The organism is Alphaproteobacteria bacterium, from assembly GCA_039980135.1.
Classification (GTDB): domain Bacteria; phylum Pseudomonadota; class Alphaproteobacteria; order UBA6615; family UBA6615; genus UBA8079.
This window is the reverse complement of the sequence record JBDXCV010000006.1, coordinates 229,132-245,203: the sequence shown is the minus strand read 5'-3', so window position 1 is coordinate 245,203 and position 16,072 is coordinate 229,132. Positions and strand designations below refer to the sequence as shown.

Below are 16,072 nucleotides of genomic sequence, written 5' to 3'. Positions count from 1 at the left end.
GATCGCGCAGTGGATCATTGGAGTTGGAGAGGTAAGTAAATTCGTCAGACGACGTCGTAATTGTCGGTGCCGTCGTTGTAGGTGTACTGCACGACGGTCGAGCCATCGCGCAGGTTGATATCGCTGATTTCACCAGCCGCGAAGGTGATCGTCCCGTCGCCATTGGCCTGCTGGGTCACCGGGTTCACGAACTCGATCTTCCAGGTACCGTCGCCGTTGTTGGTGAACTTGATGTCGTTCACGCCGACACCCTCGGTGCCCTTGTCGCCGTTCGAGTCAAACCCCTCGAACAGAACCAGCGCGTTGGAATAGCCCGAACCATCCTCGCCGTTGCCGTCGAAGATGTAGTCCTTCCCGTCACCGCGGCCGAAATAATAGACGTCGTAGTCCGCACCGCCGACGAGGATGTCGTTGCCGTGACTGGCATAGATATGATCGTCATAGCCGTTGGCATCGGTGATGCCGTCCGCCTCGCCGCCGAAGATAATATCGGTGCCCTCGGATCCCTCGACCCGCTGGTTTGCGCCCGCGCCGCCATCGAAGAAATTGCCCTTGGTGAAGTTCGCGTTGTCGAATATCGACTTGGCACTCTGCTGCGGATCCCAGGTCGATTCGGCCTGGACCTGGGCCTGCGTGAGGACCACGGACTGGCTGCCACCCTGCCCGTTGAACTGAATCGTCCACTCGCCGTTCGCGTCGTTGTAGGACGGGTCGATGTGGGAAATGTTCTTGTTGGGGGTGTTGGTGCCAAATGCCGAAATCACATCGGACCCTTCGCCGCCATCGATGGAGAATGCGGTATTCACGGTGATGCCGTCCTCGCTGAGGATCACATCATCACCCTTGCCGCCTTCGATCCGCTCGAAATTGCCTTGCTTGCCGGCAAAGGCATCGTCGCCCAGATCGATTAAATCGCCGCCGTCGGTACCGACCAGCGTATCGTAGTTGCTGCCGCCATCGACCAGCGTATCGGCAAGTCCGTAGACATCGAGACCGAACATGGTCTGCATGACATCGGAGGCGTCGAAATAGACCGTGTCATTGCCGGACTCGCCTTTCAGGGTATCGGCACCGTCGCCGCCGTCGATCGAATCATCGCCGCCATCGCCTTCAACCAGATCGGCACCCGCACCGCCATTGAGCGTGTCATTGCCGCCGCCGCCATACAGCCTGTCGGCACCGTCGTCACCGAACAGATCATCGTTGCCGCCGTCACCGTAGAGCCTGTCGTCGTCCCCGCCGCCATGAAGTTCGTCTTCATCATTGCGACCGCGCAGCGTGTCATTGCCCAGTCCGCCGAAGAGGATGTCGTTGTGATTTCCGCCGTCGAGGGTGTCCTTGCCCTCGCCGCCATCAAGGGTGTCGTTGCCATCCTGCCCGGAGAGGATATCGGCTCCGAGACTGGCCTGCAGATTGTCGTTGCCCTTGCCGCCATAGAGCTTGTCGTTGCCGTCATCGCCCCAGATGTGGTCGTCACCATCATCGCCATAGAGAATGTCGTTACCGGCACCGCCGTGGAGCTGATCATCGCCAATGCCGCCCCAGGCCTTGTCATTGCCGACATCGCCCCACAGAAAATCGTCGCCGTCATCACCGCGGAGTTGATCGGCGCCGTCACCGCCGCGCAGCTGATCGTTGCCGTCACCACCCCACGCCCTGTCGTTGCCAGCGTCGCCCCGGACGTCGTCATTCCCGGCGCCGCCATAGAGCCGGTCCGCGCCGTTGCCGCCGTTCAGCGTATCGGTTCCATTGTCGCCATACAGGCGATCGGCGCCATCACCGCCGTTCAGAATGTCGTTGTTGTCGCCACCGTAAAGCTTATCGCTGCCGCCCAACCCGTTCAGGATATCGTCGCCGCCATAGCCCTTGATGGTATCGCCGCCCAACGTCCCATTGAGCAAATCCAGAATGCCGCTGCCATTAATCTTCGCCATCGTCACCTGCCTCTACGCGCCTGATTCTCGGTCTGAACGCCCGCCAATACGCTATTCGAAATGCGAAAATCTGTCGCATTCTGCATATTTTAGTACCGCATATTGAATCAGTCTCGTAAACTCCTCTTGTCCATTATCTATGTAAATTACTGTTTTTACACATAAAACAACGACACCGAGAGTTTCTGGTCCAGTATCTGGGGGTGCCGCGAAGGCCGCCCTTAGCCAAATAGAAGCAATAAATATGCCGAATTCGACTGTAGTCGGTCGGGTCATATGGGAAATGCGCGCTGTTTCGAATCGCATCCGGACCCCCGATACTTGACGGCAGGGGTGCAAGACCACTACCCCTCCTGCCCGTACATGCGCGACGAAGCGCAGGCACAAGCAACCGGAGCGCAAGGCGTGAGTGAATCGCACCCTTGGAACCTGAACCTCGGACGGCACCCGAAACCCGATGAAGTGTCGTTCGACCTGGAGCGCACACTCTCCTCGGTCGTGGCGCTGCAGTCACGTGTTCCCGATGACGCCTTCACGGCGCCGATTCTCGGCACCGAACGAGAAGGCCAGGGCGTGGTCATCAGCAACGACGGCATGGTCCTGACCATCGGTTATCTCGTGACCGAGGCCGAGGATGTCTGGCTGATCGACAACCATGGCGGCGCCCATGCTGCCCATGTCGTCGGCTATGACCAGGAAACCGGATTCGGGCTTGTGCAGGCATTGGGCGTTCTGAACCTGCCAGCGATGCCGCTGGGAGAATCCGCCGAGATATCGACTGGTGATTCCTTGATCGTTGCCGGACAGGGCGGGCGCGAGGCGGCCATCAACACCCAGGTAATCTCGGTTCGCGAGTTCGCCGGGTCCTGGGAGTATGTGCTCGACAGCGCCATCTTCACGGTGCCTGCACACCCGCGCTGGAGCGGCGCCGCCGTGATCAACCAGGCGGGCCACCTCGCCGGCATCGGCTCGCTGTATATCCAGCAGGCCGCCGGCGACGATGACGAGATCGATGGCAACATGATCGTACCCATCGACCTGCTGAAGCCCATTCTCCATGAGATTATCGAGCTCGGCGGCCGACGCCGGGCCGCACGGCCCTGGCTTGGGATGACGACGGCCGAGGCCGAGAACCACCTCGTTGTCGCCGGGATCGCCGAGGGCGGGCCCGCGATGCGCGCCGGTGTCGAGCCCGGGGATATGGTGCTCGGCGTCGACGGCGAGGAAATCTCCGGCCTCTCGACCCTCTTCCGGAAGATATGGTCCCTGGGCGATGCCGGGGTGATGGTACCGCTGACCCTGCATCGCGACAGCCAGGTTGTTTCGGTCAGCGTCGAGAGCGCGGCACGCGCGGACTATCTGAAAAAGCCCCGCGTCAACTAGCCTCAAGCCGGCTCAGAAAGCTTCGACTGCGAATATTCTTGGCGCACCTGGGTCGACCCGGATCCGGACCGCGCGAATATCGAGCGCGCCGGGCACCTCGACCCGAAACACATTCTCCAGTTGATTGCCGAAACTATCGTGGAACGGGTTGTCGACGGTGAACACATGCCCGTCGCCGTGAATCACAAGCACGGGGCCGCCAAACGCGATCGCACCTTCGGTGATTGCGGCCAGGGTTGCATGGAATCCCCCACCCAGGCCGTAAAGCAGGTAGGGATCGGCCTGAAACGCCAGCACCACCGCCGTCGAGCGTGCGGCGCGTGCGATCTCGAAGAGCTCCGAGATCCAGGCAATGTTCGCGGCATTCCGACTTTCATACTCCGCAATCGCTGCAGCGTCGCCCGCCCTGCGCCCGTTGTTTGAACCGACCACATGGGCCGTCCCGAACAATATCCCGTTGATCCGCCAACGCGCATTCTCCACAAGCGCGCTGTGCGCCGGAGAGAGATCGGATTGGCGCTCAAGCATGATCGGCGCGCGCCCCAGGCTGACCGGTTGAGCGAAAAACAGATCGCGCAATACCGACAGGCGTTCGCGCGGGTCATAGTCGCCCCAGCCGTCCCGATGGCAGTCCGTCCATTCATTGTCGCCGGGGGTATAGACCAACGGGCCGGCCACGCTGTTCATATAGTTGCGCTGGCGCAGGTAGATCGCCTCGTCACATGGTCCGCCCCCCTTGATATCACCCACATTGATGGTGACATCCGGCGCCGTGGCGCTGATCGACTGAAGCAGTCGCTCATACGCGGGAAAATCTTGAGCGCGATACGGCATGTCGCCGAACGCCACGACCGTGACCGGCCTTCCCGGCGCCCCTCCGGTTCCGGTCGTCACTTCCGGCGGCGACGCGCAGGCAGCCAGCCCGACACATATCGCACCCGCGCCCCAACGCTTCCAACCCTGCACAAATGCTTGAAAAACAGGCATTCCGGGAGTCTGACTCCAACGGACCGTCTCGATCAATTTTTTTGATAACCCTGTTGTCGGGCACAGCCCGAAACAGGCAAGATCACCCACGATAAGAAAATAATATCCAACCGCCTATGTGGGGGAAATCCATTAGTGGATAACAACCAGGGAGTATCGAGATGAAAGTCAAACTACTGACAGGCGTGATCGCCGTCGCCGGGCTCATGGCGATTGGCGGCAACACAAACGCCGCACACGCGGCCACGCTGGACGACGTCCGCGCCGCAGGCGTGTTGAACTGTGGGATGAACACGGGCCTTCCCGGCTTTGCCTTCACCGACGACAAGGGCAACTGGCAGGGGTTCGATGTTGCCTACTGCAAGGCGCTTGCCGCCGCGGTGCTCGGTGATCCGAGCAAGGTCAAATATGTCAGCCTCACCGGCAAACAGCGCTTCCCCGCACTCGCCTCGGGTGAAATCGATGTGCTGTCGCGCAACACCACCTGGACATTGTCGCGCGATGTCGATCTCGGATTTACCTTCGTCGGCGTGAACTACTATGACGGCCAGGGCTTCATCGGCCGCAAGGCGCTGGGCATCACGAGCGCCACGGAGCTCGACGGTGCGTCGATCTGCATCCAGACCGGCACGACGACGGAGCTGAATCTCGCCGACTTCGCCCGCGACAACGACATCAGCTACGAGCCGGTGCCGATCGAGACGAACGCCGAGGCCCGCGCGGCCTATGAAGCGGAGCGTTGCGACGTCTATACGACCGACGCCTCGGGCCTGGCGGCCACGAAGGCGACGTTCGACGACGCGCAGAACCACATGGTCTTCCCGGAGATCATCTCCAAGGAACCGCTCGGACCTCTCGTCCGCCAGGGCGACGACCAGTGGGCTGACATCGCGCGCTGGACACTCAACGCGCTGATTTCCGCCGAGGAACTCGGCGTTACAAAGGCGAATGTGGCCGAACTGGCGAAGGGCACCGACAATCCGGAAATCAACCGGATGCTCGGCTCCGAGGGCTCGACAGGCGAGATGTTGGGTCTCAGCAAGGACTGGGCAGTCAACGCAATCGCCGCAGAAGGCAACTATGCCGAGATGTTCGACAAGTATCTCGGGCCGGACACGGCATTGGGTCTTGAACGGGGTCTCAATGCCTTGTGGACCAACGGCGGCATCCTTTACTCGCCGCCGATCCGCTAGGCACCGCCGAAACCGAGACCGCCCGGCACCGACGCCGGGCGGTCTTAATTTCGCAAGCTCGTATTTGATGGTCCGGACATGACCCAGACCACGGCGACCGCCGCCGACCCAACAGGTATCACCCGCCTGTGGCGAGACGAGTATGCGCGCGGAATCATCTTGCAGCTGGCGCTCGCGCTCGGGCTGCTGCTGTTCATCGCCTTCATTGTCTCGAACACGATTGCCAACCTGCAAAGCGCCGGTCTCGCCGCAGGCTATGGATTTCTTGACGACACCGCGTCATTCGATATCAACCAGCGGCTCATTGCATACGCCTCGACCTCGACCTACGGCCGCGCGATTGTCGTGGGCGGGCTCAACACGATCCTGGTCGCCGCACTCGGTATCATCACGGCGACGATCATCGGTTTCACCGCTGGTGTCCTGCGCCTGTCGAACAACTTCCTGATCAGCCGGCTCGTCGCGGTCTATGTCGAGTTCACCCGCAACGTGCCGGTCCTCCTCCAGATCATCTTCTGGTGGGTGATCCTGCTCGCATTGCCCAAGGTCCGGGACAGTCTGCACATCGGCGATTCCCTATTCCTGAACAACAGCGGTATCTCCGCCCCGGCACCGGTTTTTCTCGACGGCTGGGGTTTCGTACTCATTGCGATCGCCGCGGGGCTGATCGGCACCTTCGCGGTCGCGCGTTGGGCGCGTGCACGCCAGGAGGCAACGGGGCAAACCTTCCCGGTCGGCGCGGCAGGGCTCGCCCTCATATTCGGATTGCCCGTTATCGTCTTCTTTGGCGCCGGACAGCCGCTCGACTGGAACGTGCCCGTCGCGAACCGGTTCGGTCGCCTGCGCGGCGGACTGACCATCACGCCCGAACTGGTCGCCCTCTGGCTCGCGCTCGCGACCTACACGGGCGCGTTCATTTCCGAGATTGTGCGCGCGGGCATCCTATCGGTCTCCAGGGGCCAGACCGAGGCCGCATTTGCGCTCGGCCTGCGCCCCGGCCTGACGACGCGCAAGATCATCCTGCCCCAGGCGCTGCGTGTGATCATCCCGCCGCTGACGAGCCAGTATCTGAACCTGACCAAGAACTCCTCACTCGCGGTCGCGATCGGCTACCAGGACATCGTTTCAATCGGCGACACGGTCCTGAATCAGAGCGGCCAGGCGCTGGAGGTGATCTCGATCTTCATGGCGTTCTACCTGACAATCAGCCTGCTCACGTCGGCCTTCATGAATTGGTACAACAAGCACATTGCGCTGGTGGAACGATGAGCGAACACGCTTTCCATCGCAATCATTCCGAGATGCTGGAACAGCGCCCGGCCCCGACATCGACGGTCGGCGTCATCGGCTGGGTGCGCACAAATCTTTTCGGCGGCCTGCTGAACACCGTGCTGACGCTGCTGTCTGTTCTGTTGCTCTATTGGACGTTTCCCCCCCTGCTCGACTGGGCGGTGCTCTCGGCAGACTTCACGGGCCAAACCGGCAAAGAATGCACGGCCGAAGGAGCCTGTTGGGCCTGGCTCGACCAGCGCATCGATCAGTTTCTGTATGGCTTCTATCCACAGGATGCGTACTGGCGGGTCAATTTGAGTGTCATCCTGCTGTTCCCGGCGCTTGCCTTCATTCTTTTCGACGGGCTTCCCTATGCTCGTTACGGACGCTGGTACTCGCTGTTCTATCCGGTCATCGCCGCGATCCTGCTGGTGGGTGGCTTCGGGCTCGAAGGCGTGACCACGGACAAGTTCGGCGGCTTCATGCTGAACCTGGTGGCCGGGCTTGCGGGGATCGTTCTGTCCCTGCCCGTCGGCATCCTGCTGGCGCTCGGCCGGCGATCGAAGCTTCCGATCGTGCGCTACTTCTCTGTCGGGTTCATCGAGTTCATTCGCGGCGTGCCGCTCATCACGCTTCTGTTCGTCGCAATCGTGATCCTGCAGCTCTTCCTCCCGCCCGAGGTATCGCTCGATCAGCTCGTTCGGGTGATGATCATGATCACGCTCTTCGCGTCGGCGTACATGGCGGAGGTGATCCGTGGCGGCCTGCAGGCCATCCCGCAGGGCCAGTTCGAGGCGGCGCAGGCCATGGGGCTCCGCTACTGGCAGTCGATGCGGCTGATCATCCTGCCCCAGGCCCTCAAGATATCCATCCCCGGAATCGTCAACACATTCATCGGCCTGTTCAAGGACACGACGCTCGTCATCATCATCGGTTTGTTCGACATCCTCGGTCAGGCCCGTCTGCTGCAAACCAATCCGGATTGGATCGGCAAGGTCGATCACGAAACCTTCCTGCTCGCCGCCCTGTTCTTCTTCGTGATCTGCTTCTCGATATCGCGATACTCGATTCGCCTCGAACGGCGGCTCGACACAGACCAACGCTGACCGGAGGACCATATGTCCGTAACCGAAGATCACGTGCCTGCACCATCGGAAACACCCGCCATCGAGATTGATGGTCTCAACAAGTGGTATGGCGCCTTCCATGTGCTCCGCGATATCAATCTGGATGTCGCGGAGCGCGAACGGATTGTCATCTGCGGCCCGTCGGGCAGCGGCAAGTCCACCCTGATCCGCTGTATCAACCGCCTGGAGGAACATCAGGAAGGGCGCATCGTGGTGGATGGCACCCGCCTGACCAACGACCTCAAGAACATCGACGCCGTGCGCCGGGAGGTCGGGATGGTGTTCCAGTCCTTCAACCTGTTCCCCCACCTCACGGTGCTGGAGAACTGCACCCTGGCGCCAATCTGGGTCCGCAAGACCCCCAAGGCGGAGGCCGAGGCGGTGGCGATGGAGTATCTCGAGCGGGTGAAGATCCCCGAACAGGCCGACAAGTTCCCCGGTCAGCTCTCCGGCGGCCAGCAGCAGCGCGTCGCCATCGCGCGTTCGCTCTGCATGAAGCCCAAGATCATGCTGTTCGACGAGCCGACCTCGGCACTCGACCCCGAAATGATCAAAGAGGTGCTCGACGTGATGGTCGATCTCGCGGAGACCGGCATGACAATGCTGGTGGTCACCCACGAAATGGGTTTCGCTTCGCAGGTTGCCGACCGGGTGATTTTCATGGACGAGGGCCAGATCGTGGAGCAAAACAACCCCGACGCGTTCTTCAACAACCCGCAGTCGGACCGAACCAAGCTCTTCCTCAGCCAGATACTGAGCCACTGACGTTTCGCACCAATAGAAAAATGCGGGCCCGGTCTGTCGGCAGGCTCAGGACGAGGCCGCCATGTTGAACCTGTCGAAATATGCGGGCCATCGCCCGGTTCCTCACACGCAGAAAATCCATGCTTGAAACTTTTCTCGCGCTCGCGCCCGTATTCCTGCTTATCGCCATCGGCTGGGCGCTGAAGGCCCTGTGGCTGCACGACGAGGCCATGTGGCGTCCGGCGGAGAAGCTGGCCTACTTCGTCCTGATCCCGGCCCTCGTCGTGCATGACTTGTACAATGCGGACCTCGCCTCCCTGCCCTTCTCACGCATGGTCATCGCGCTTCTTGGCGCCGTGATCGTCGTCGCGCTGATCCTGTTGGCATTGCGTCCGCTCCTGTCCAGGATTCTTGTCGAGGGCGATGTCGGGTTTACGTCCGTGTTTCAGGGTTCGATACGAGCCAACTTCTTCATCACCCTCGCCGCCGCGCCGGTGCTCCTGCCCGCCGATGGTGCGGCGCTGGTGATCATCGCCGTCGCATTCTTTACCGTAATGGTAAACATCTTTGCCGTGCTGGTTCTGGCCCGCTGGGGACGTGATGGGCAGGCCGACATCGGTGCATTGATTAAACGCCTCGCGACCAACCCGTTTATCGTCGCCACCCTGGTCGGGATCGCCGTGAACCTCACCCATTTGCCGGTGCCACAGGTCATGGACTCGACCTTCGCCTTGCTGGCTGCCGCCGGACTGCCCCTGGCACTCCTCACGGCAGGCGCCGGACTGCGGCTCGCAACCGTCGGCGTACATCTGCCGGGCATATTCATCGCCAGCCTCGGCAAGCTCCTGATCCTGCCCGCCGTCGCCGTCGGACTCGGCACGTTGCTTGGCCTCGAGGCCTCGGTGCTGGCGATGCTGGTGTTGTTCCACAGTCAGCCAACCGCCATCACGTCCTATGTGTTGGCCAAGCAGATGGGCGGCGACCATGAGCTGATGGCCGGAATCCTGACGACCCAGACGTTGCTGGCCGTGTTTACGGTTCCGGTGATGCTGGCGGTGTTTGGCTAGGCCGGTAATATTCCTGTCACGCGCGGGCCAGTTCCATTGCCAGAGCGACGCTGTCGAATATCCCCTTGGCATACGCAACGGCACACAAGACGATGGTCAAAACCAACAAACCGACCACGACCCCGACCAGACCTCGTTTCTCGTCAAACACCGCACCGACAAACGCTGAAATGCCCAATGCGCCTGTCAGCGCCAGCAGGCCATAGCCAGACATCTCGACAACCCGCGCCGCCTGATCTGCCAGAATGCCCCCCTGCACTGCGACCGCACCGCCCAGCGACTGCGTGGACAGGGATTCTGACAAGAGGTCCCAACCCTTGAACCAGCCCGCCCCGTAGGCAACAACGAATCCGATCGCGACTTTTGTTATTCCTGCTTGATTGAGCAAAAGCTTTTCGACGACACGACCTGCAAGCATGGTTTCCCCCGTTACCCGAACCCCTCACACACCCGGCAACCTGAACAAGGTGCGAGAACCCTTCATCTACATCATTCGTGTTCAAGTTGTTTTTGGAAACAGTCAATAAAGGCTTTTACCGGAGGTCTGGTCGCGCACGAACAAACAACGTGTAGCCTGCCAATGAATTGCGCTCCAGACACATTGGCCGAATGGAGACACAGGACTAAACTCGTCTCGAACACCCGTTTGGAGGACACCACAGCATGAAGATTGAAACCATCGACCATATCGGTATTCGCGTGGCCGACCTCGACCGCGCCATGGCGTTCTATGAAATTTTCGGGTTCAGCGTTGTTCACAAGGCAGACAATGACCCGGTAGCCGTGGTGGAAAACGATGCCGGGGTCGAATTGAACCTCGTGTTCAACGCCAACGATGACAATGGCGGCGACAATATCCTGATGGATGTCGACACCAAGTATCCGGGCTTCACTCACGTGGCCTTCCGGGTCGACACCATTGCCGGAACCATCCGCCTTCTAAACGAGAATGGCATCGAAGTAACGCAGGGGCCGGTCAAGTTCGGGCGCGGAGGCCATGTCTCGGTCTTTGTACGCGACCCCGACCGCAACACCGTTGAACTGCGCGGCCGGGAAGAGGACCTGTCCGATCTCGGCGGCGTCGAGACTTACGAAAACGAGAACTGATTCAACCCGTCGCGGAAGACTAATTCCGGCGGGTATTATGGGGGAGTAAAAAGCCATGCAACTGGTCGACCTGAGCGGCGAGATTTTTCATAAATGCCCGACCCTGGTGAACCATCCGCCCGCGGTCATCACCGACTGGAACACCCATGACACCTACCGCGAGGCAGAGGGGGTCAAATTCTCCATCGCATCCAAGTTCATGTCTTTCGGTGAGCACACCGGCAGCCATGTCGACGCGCCGGTGCATTTCGACGCCGACCCGAATGCATTGTCGGTCGACCAAATGCCGCTTGAGGATTTCTACACCGAGGCCGTTTGCCTCGATCTGTCTCATAAGGAGTTGAAAAGCCGGATTTCCGTGGAAGAGCTCGAAGCCGCCGAAAAGGCCGCCGGCGTCGAAATTCAACCGCGCGACACCGTGTTTCTCTATATGGCCCACTACGACCGCACCTTCGGCACGCCGGAATTCCTCACGGATTTTCCGGGGCTGACGAAGGAATCCGCCGAATGGCTGGGTGACAAGGGCATCGTCATGTTCGGTGTGGAGGCGGTGAGCCCCGGTCGCCCCGGCAAGGACAATTTCGAGGTGCATCTGGTGTGCCGTGACATGGGCTTCACCCATATGGAAGGGCTCACCAACCTCGACAAGGTCGTGGGCAAGGGGCGGTTTCGGTTTATCGGCTTTCCGTTAAAGATCCGCGGCGGTACGGGCAGTCCCATTCGCGCGGTTGCGGTGCTCGGCGAGGAATAAGCGGACTTATTCGGCCGTCAGCCCACCGTCGACCGCGATCACCTGGCCCGTGAGCGACGGGCCGGCGCTCGCGAGATAGAGCACGGCGTCGGCGATCTCCTGGGCCTGCGGAAACTGCCCGGTCGGGATACGGGCCTGCATGCGCGCGCGATGCTCGGGATCTTTCAGGAGTTTCTGGCGGGATTCCGTCATCACGGTTCCCGGTGAGACGGCATTTACACGAATGCCCGCGTCGGCCCATTCGATGGCCAGCATGCGGGCCATCTGGATGAGACCGCCCTTCGAAATACCGTAGACGGAACGACCTGCGAACCCGGTCATCCCGTGGGTCGAGGCGATATTGACCACCGATCCGGGCTTTCCCTCGGCAATGCAATGTTCGGCCAGCCGCGCGGCCGCGAAGTAAGCACCCTTGAGATTGATGCCGATGACCGAGTCCCATTCTTCCCAAGTGACGTCGACCGCCTGCGCCAGGAGCGTGCGGCCGGCGTTGTTGACCAGCGTGTCGAGCCCGCCGAGCCCCGCGATGGCCGCCGCGACCCCGTCGCGGATGCTCGTCTCGGACAAAAGCTCAATCTCCACCGGCATGGCCGTTACACCCGCAAGGTCCGGGTGGGTCATCACCTCATCGAGAAGCCCGATCTCACGATCCGCCAGCGCCACATTGAATCCTGCGCGCGCCAAGGTGAGCGCCGTCTCGCGACCCAGGCCGGTGGACGCGCCGGTCACCAGCGCGGCATGCACAATCTCACTCATGCCGTCACCTGCAGATCGCCTGCCGCGTCACGAGCCAGGCCGGTCTCGGAGGCCGCATCGGTGATCGTCGGATGCCATTCTACCCGCCCGGCCTCCGGCCCGCCGATGATCGTCAGGAGCGTACCTGTGCCCTCGCCGACATGGCGAAATCCGCGGTAGACCCCCATCGGTACGCTGATTGAATCGAACGGTTGCAGCGTGATCGATCGGTCACCCTCCTCGGTCGCCCAGTAGACCTCCCACGGCCCGATCAGGGGCATGAAGACTTCTTCCGTTTCATGAGAATGCAGCGCGGCGCCATTGCCTTTCTCGGCCTGGATCATGCCGAGATTGAAGCCCTTTGCCGGCAGCGGAATATTCGGGCGGAGTTCCGGCTTGTCCGTGGCCTCGACCACGCCCATGCCGACAAGATTGATCTTGAACCGCTTGTGGCCCGGGAGACGGCTGTCGACGAAGGCCTCGTCGGACCCGGTCAATTCGGAAAATCGCGCCACGAAGGCTTCCATTTCCGTGACCGAAAGATTGTTGACGTCCATCGAGGTCTCCTGACGCAAATAGTCGTATCTAGGCGGCAGTCTCTGCGACTTTTTTCTCATGAACCGCAAGCCCGGCACGCGCCGCCAGCAGGATCGGTGTGTGCAGCCCGGCCGCCTCGGCTCGGTCCACCATATCGCCAATAATGTGATCACCCTCGGTGCGGTTTCCGGCCAACACATCGCGCAGCATCGACGAGGCAAATTTCGAGCCCTGGGTCGAGAACATTTTTTCATAGGTCGCGATAACCTTGTCGGACACCGTATGGCCCAACGCATCGGCCGTGCTCTGACATTCCGCGAGCGCGGCAGTCAGAAAAGCATGGCCCGACGACGTGTCGAGAATCTCGCCCACCGTGCCGCGCGTCAGCGTGTTGACCGACGACATGGCACACAGCATCGCAAACTTGTCCCACATCACCTGCGAGACATTGGGGCTCGGGTCGATATCGAACTTGACCACATCGTTGAGCGCCGCGAAGGCCTCCACCCGCGCGGACATGCCACCCGCCATCTCGCCGTAAGCGATGCGGTGAAAATCACCGAAATGCGTAATGTCCCCGTTTTCCGGGTCTCGCTTGGCGCCGATGTAGCAGGTGCCGCCAAGCACCTTGTCGTCACCGAATTTCGCCTGCATCAGGTCGATCTGCTTTATGCCATTGAGCAGCGGCAGGATCGTGGTCTGTGCCCCGACGGCCGGCGCGATCACCTCCATCGCGGCCCCGAGATCGTAAGCCTTGCAGGCGACCAGGATCAGGTCGAATTCGCCCGACAATTCGTCTGCGGTGACGGTCTGAACCGGGACGGTGAAATCATCGAAGAAGTCGCTGTGCACGACCAGCCCGCGCTCGGCGAACTGCGCCTGGCGCTTGGGACGGACGAGGAAGGTTACATCACAGCCGCCTTCCGCGAGACGACCCCCGAAATATGCCCCGACGCCGCCAGCACCAAATACAAGAATACGCATACTCATGACTATAAGTTCCTAGTCGGTCAGGCAGAGACCATGTTCGGGCTGGAATGTGAGCCATACCGTCTGGTCAGGACTCAAATTTTCGTAATGGTCGATCTGGATGCCGATCTCGTGGCCGCTTGCACGGACCCGGCCCTCGAGGAAACTGCCGAGATAAATGGTGTCGATGACCTGGCCCTCGATGACATTCTTCCCGTCGGAGACGTCCGGCGCCTCAAGGTGCAGCTGCACGTCTTCAGGGCGCAGGTTCAGGAAGATCGCATCGCCTGGCTGTGCGCCCGATGCTCCGGCCCCGCGCAGATGGAGCGGTGCGCCACCGTTTGCCGATTGCACCTCGATCTCGCAGGCCTCGCCGTTGCGCGCGGTCAGCTTTCCCTCGAGCAGGCTGGTCACGCCGATAAAGTTGGCAACGAACGAGTTTACCGGGTTGGCGTAAATATCCTCGGGGTCCCCGATCTGCTGTATCACCGCCTTGTCCATCACCACGACGCGGTCGCTCATCACGAGCGCTTCCGACTGGTCATGGGTGACAAAAATCGAGGTGATCCCGACTTCCTTCTGCAGGCGGACAATCTCGTCCCGCATCTGTTCGCGGAGCTTTGCGTCGAGGTTCGAAAGCGGTTCATCAAAGAGGATGACCTCGGGCTCATAGACGATCGCGCGGGCAAGCGCGACGCGTTGACGCTGGCCGCCCGAAAGCTTGGTCGCGAACCGGTCAGCCAGATGATCGAGCCCGACAAGTTCGAGCGCCTTCATGGTGCGGGTCTTGATCTCGGACCCCGAAGCGCGCCGCACGCGTAACCCGTAGGCCACATTGTCGAACACGGTCATGTGCGGCCACACCGCGTAGCTCTGGAAAACCATGCCGATATTGCGGTGCTCCGGGAACAGGTAGATGTCCTTCTCCGGCGCCACGACGATCTCGCTGCCGATCCTGATTTCGCCCTCTTCCGGCCGCTCGAGCCCCGCGACACAGCGCAAGGTCGTGGTCTTGCCGCAACCCGACGGGCCCAGCAACGTCACGAACTCGCCCTGGGTGATGTCCAGGTTGAAGTCCTTGACGGCCGTTTCCGCACCGTAACTCTTGTAGAGATGCTCGATCGAGACTTTGACGTTTGTATTCGTGGTCATGGCTGCACCGCCAGAGTGTGTTCGGCATCGAAGCGCAGATGCACTTTCTCGCCTGTACGGGGATGATTACGGGGATGGGTGATGACTTTCCATTCGAACTCGCCCCATTGCACGCGGCAGTCAACGTAGCTGCCGAGGAAAATCGCATGGGTACACTCGCCCATCAGCGTGCCCTCGCCGCCCTCGCGTTCGGCGTGAACATTCTCGGGCCGGACAGACAGGACAGCATCCTCGCCGGCCTCGATCCCGGGGCCGAGGCGGCACGGCAGCTGCACGGTCTGTCCACCCTGAGCCACCTCGAACTTGCCGATGCCCGGTTCGCTGACTTCAACGACCTTGCCCTTCACGAGGTTGGCAATACCGATGAAGTTGCTGACATACTCGTTGACCGGCTGCGAATAAATTTCGACGGGCCCACCGCGCTGTTCGATCTTGCCCTTGCTCATGACGATGATCTCGTCGCTCATTACCAGCGCTTCGGACTGGTCATGGGTCACATAGATCGAGGTGATACCCACCTCGTTCTGAATGCGCTTGAGCTCGACGCGCATATGTTCGCGCAGTTTGAGGTCGAGGTTCGACAAGGGCTCATCGAACAACAGCAGGCTCGGGCTGGATACGACCGCGCGCGCCAGCGAAGCCCGCTGCTGCTGTCCACCCGACAGGTTGGTCGCAAGGCTGTCGGCCCAGTCGGTCAACCCCACCAGCTTGAGCACCTCGGCAACGCGGTCATCAATGTCCGACTGGTTCCAATTCCGGATTTCCAGGGGGTAGGCGACATTCTGGGCCACCGTCATATGCGGCCAGATGGCGTAGCTCTGGAAAACCATGCCGATATCGCGCTTCTCCGGCGGCAGGAAGAGACCTTCCTTGGGTGACGTAAACACGGTGTCCCCGACGCGAATGCGCCCGCCGTCTATCGAATGCAGCCCGGCAATGCTCATCAATGTCGTGGTCTTGCCGCAGCCCGAGGGGCCCAGCAGGGTCAGGAACGAACCCTTCGGAATGCCGAAGGAGATGCCGTCCACGGCCTTGTCGTTGCCGAAATACTTGACCAGATTATCGACTTCCAGATAGGCGCGAGGTGTCTCGTTGGTCATGAAATACTCCTCCG

Annotated in this window: 16 protein-coding genes; 8 read left to right on the top strand and 8 right to left on the bottom strand. The window is 60.9% G+C overall.

Translation table 11 applies throughout. The features are described 5' to 3' along the window. Positions 1–44: 44 nt before the first annotated feature. Complete coding sequence (locus tag ABJ363_09360) at positions 45–1,934, bottom strand: calcium-binding protein (protein MEP4379194.1); 1,890 nt, start codon at positions 1,932–1,934, stop codon at positions 45–47. Positions 1,935–2,339: 405 nt separating this feature from the next. Here ABJ363_09360 and ABJ363_09355 point away from each other — a divergent pair, with 405 nt between their 5' ends. Continuing rightward, positions 2,340–3,317: a S1C family serine protease gene (locus tag ABJ363_09355; GenBank protein MEP4379193.1), complete on the top strand. Its 978-nt coding sequence runs from the start codon at positions 2,340–2,342 to the stop codon at positions 3,315–3,317. A 12-nt stretch (positions 3,318–3,329) separates the two neighbouring features. Here ABJ363_09355 and ABJ363_09350 read toward each other — a convergent pair whose 3' ends face one another. After that, the gene (locus ABJ363_09350; protein ID MEP4379192.1) at positions 3,330–4,304 is read right to left on the bottom strand and encodes a hypothetical protein; all 975 of its coding nucleotides are present in this window, start codon (positions 4,302–4,304) and stop codon (positions 3,330–3,332) included. A gap of 161 nt (positions 4,305–4,465) precedes the next feature. On the opposite strand from ABJ363_09350, the gene ABJ363_09345 reads away from it, so the two are divergent. The 5 genes from ABJ363_09345 to ABJ363_09325 all read left to right on the top strand — a co-directional run bounded on the left by ABJ363_09345 (position 4,466) and on the right by ABJ363_09325 (position 9,707). Continuing rightward, positions 4,466–5,497: an amino acid ABC transporter substrate-binding protein gene (locus ABJ363_09345; GenBank protein ID MEP4379191.1), complete on the top strand. Its 1,032-nt coding sequence runs from the start codon at positions 4,466–4,468 to the stop codon at positions 5,495–5,497. 78 nt (positions 5,498–5,575) lie between these two features. Then, on the top strand, positions 5,576–6,766 hold the full coding sequence (locus ABJ363_09340; GenBank protein MEP4379190.1) for an amino acid ABC transporter permease: 1,191 nt from the start codon (positions 5,576–5,578) through the stop codon (positions 6,764–6,766). A gap of 32 nt (positions 6,767–6,798) precedes the next feature. After that, a complete protein-coding gene (locus ABJ363_09335; protein ID MEP4379189.1) occupies positions 6,799–7,875 on the top strand; it encodes an amino acid ABC transporter permease in 1,077 nt (358 codons plus the stop codon). Positions 7,876–7,887: 12 nt separating this feature from the next. Then, positions 7,888–8,661 carry an amino acid ABC transporter ATP-binding protein gene (locus tag ABJ363_09330; GenBank protein MEP4379188.1) on the top strand — a complete coding sequence of 258 codons (774 nt, stop codon included), beginning with the start codon at positions 7,888–7,890 and terminating at the stop codon, positions 8,659–8,661. Between the two features lie 119 nt (positions 8,662–8,780). Beyond that, the gene (locus ABJ363_09325; protein ID MEP4379187.1) at positions 8,781–9,707 is read left to right on the top strand and encodes an AEC family transporter; all 927 of its coding nucleotides are present in this window, start codon (positions 8,781–8,783) and stop codon (positions 9,705–9,707) included. A gap of 16 nt (positions 9,708–9,723) precedes the next feature. On the opposite strand, the gene ABJ363_09320 is transcribed toward ABJ363_09325, so the two are convergent. Next, entirely contained in the window at positions 9,724–10,125 is a 402-nt protein-coding gene (locus ABJ363_09320; protein ID MEP4379186.1) for a hypothetical protein, read from the bottom strand. Positions 10,126–10,370: 245 nt separating this feature from the next. Here ABJ363_09320 and ABJ363_09315 point away from each other — a divergent pair, with 245 nt between their 5' ends. Then, positions 10,371–10,814 carry a VOC family protein gene (locus ABJ363_09315; protein ID MEP4379185.1) on the top strand — a complete coding sequence of 148 codons (444 nt, stop codon included), beginning with the start codon at positions 10,371–10,373 and terminating at the stop codon, positions 10,812–10,814. A 55-nt stretch (positions 10,815–10,869) separates the two neighbouring features. After that, positions 10,870–11,565: a cyclase family protein gene (locus ABJ363_09310; GenBank protein MEP4379184.1), complete on the top strand. Its 696-nt coding sequence runs from the start codon at positions 10,870–10,872 to the stop codon at positions 11,563–11,565. Positions 11,566–11,571: 6 nt separating this feature from the next. Here ABJ363_09310 and ABJ363_09305 read toward each other — a convergent pair whose 3' ends face one another. From ABJ363_09305 to ABJ363_09285, 5 genes are read right to left on the bottom strand one after another with little or no spacing between them, the layout of a single operon-like run. Further along, positions 11,572–12,321, bottom strand: coding sequence for an SDR family oxidoreductase (locus ABJ363_09305; protein ID MEP4379183.1), 750 nt, complete (start codon positions 12,319–12,321; stop codon positions 11,572–11,574). Beyond that, positions 12,318–12,857: a cupin domain-containing protein gene (locus tag ABJ363_09300; GenBank protein ID MEP4379182.1), complete on the bottom strand. Its 540-nt coding sequence runs from the start codon at positions 12,855–12,857 to the stop codon at positions 12,318–12,320. The genes ABJ363_09305 and ABJ363_09300 overlap by 4 nt, the downstream gene beginning before the upstream one ends. A gap of 28 nt (positions 12,858–12,885) precedes the next feature. Beyond that, positions 12,886–13,827 carry a ketopantoate reductase family protein gene (locus tag ABJ363_09295; protein ID MEP4379181.1) on the bottom strand — a complete coding sequence of 314 codons (942 nt, stop codon included), beginning with the start codon at positions 13,825–13,827 and terminating at the stop codon, positions 12,886–12,888. Between the two features lie 12 nt (positions 13,828–13,839). Beyond that, positions 13,840–14,958 carry an ABC transporter ATP-binding protein gene (locus tag ABJ363_09290; protein ID MEP4379180.1) on the bottom strand — a complete coding sequence of 373 codons (1,119 nt, stop codon included), beginning with the start codon at positions 14,956–14,958 and terminating at the stop codon, positions 13,840–13,842. Next, positions 14,955–16,058 carry an ABC transporter ATP-binding protein gene (locus ABJ363_09285; GenBank protein ID MEP4379179.1) on the bottom strand — a complete coding sequence of 368 codons (1,104 nt, stop codon included), beginning with the start codon at positions 16,056–16,058 and terminating at the stop codon, positions 14,955–14,957. Before ABJ363_09285 ends, ABJ363_09290 begins: the two co-directional genes overlap by 4 nt. Positions 16,059–16,072: the final 14 nt, after the last annotated feature.

Bases quoted from the DNA above. Each gene is read 5' to 3' on its own strand.
- ABJ363_09360 (MEP4379194.1), bottom strand. From the start codon at position 1,934: ATGGCGAAGATTAATGGCAGCGGCATTCTGGATTTGCTCAATGGGACG.
- ABJ363_09350 (MEP4379192.1), bottom strand. From the start codon at position 4,304: ATGCCTGTTTTTCAAGCATTTGTGCAGGGTTGGAAGCGTTGGGGCGCG.
- ABJ363_09345 (MEP4379191.1), top strand. From the start codon at position 4,466: ATGAAAGTCAAACTACTGACAGGCGTGATCGCCGTCGCCGGGCTCATG.
- ABJ363_09340 (MEP4379190.1), top strand. From the start codon at position 5,576: ATGACCCAGACCACGGCGACCGCCGCCGACCCAACAGGTATCACCCGC.
- ABJ363_09335 (MEP4379189.1), top strand. From the start codon at position 6,799: ATGCTGGAACAGCGCCCGGCCCCGACATCGACGGTCGGCGTCATCGGC.
- ABJ363_09330 (MEP4379188.1), top strand. From the start codon at position 7,888: ATGTCCGTAACCGAAGATCACGTGCCTGCACCATCGGAAACACCCGCC.
- ABJ363_09325 (MEP4379187.1), top strand. From the start codon at position 8,781: ATGCTTGAAACTTTTCTCGCGCTCGCGCCCGTATTCCTGCTTATCGCC.
- ABJ363_09320 (MEP4379186.1), bottom strand. From the start codon at position 10,125: ATGCTTGCAGGTCGTGTCGTCGAAAAGCTTTTGCTCAATCAAGCAGGA.
- ABJ363_09315 (MEP4379185.1), top strand. From the start codon at position 10,371: ATGAAGATTGAAACCATCGACCATATCGGTATTCGCGTGGCCGACCTC.
- ABJ363_09310 (MEP4379184.1), top strand. From the start codon at position 10,870: ATGCAACTGGTCGACCTGAGCGGCGAGATTTTTCATAAATGCCCGACC.
- ABJ363_09305 (MEP4379183.1), bottom strand. From the start codon at position 12,321: ATGAGTGAGATTGTGCATGCCGCGCTGGTGACCGGCGCGTCCACCGGC.
- ABJ363_09300 (MEP4379182.1), bottom strand. From the start codon at position 12,857: ATGGACGTCAACAATCTTTCGGTCACGGAAATGGAAGCCTTCGTGGCG.
- ABJ363_09295 (MEP4379181.1), bottom strand. From the start codon at position 13,827: ATGAGTATGCGTATTCTTGTATTTGGTGCTGGCGGCGTCGGGGCATAT.
- ABJ363_09290 (MEP4379180.1), bottom strand. From the start codon at position 14,958: ATGACCACGAATACAAACGTCAAAGTCTCGATCGAGCATCTCTACAAG.
- ABJ363_09285 (MEP4379179.1), bottom strand. From the start codon at position 16,058: ATGACCAACGAGACACCTCGCGCCTATCTGGAAGTCGATAATCTGGTC.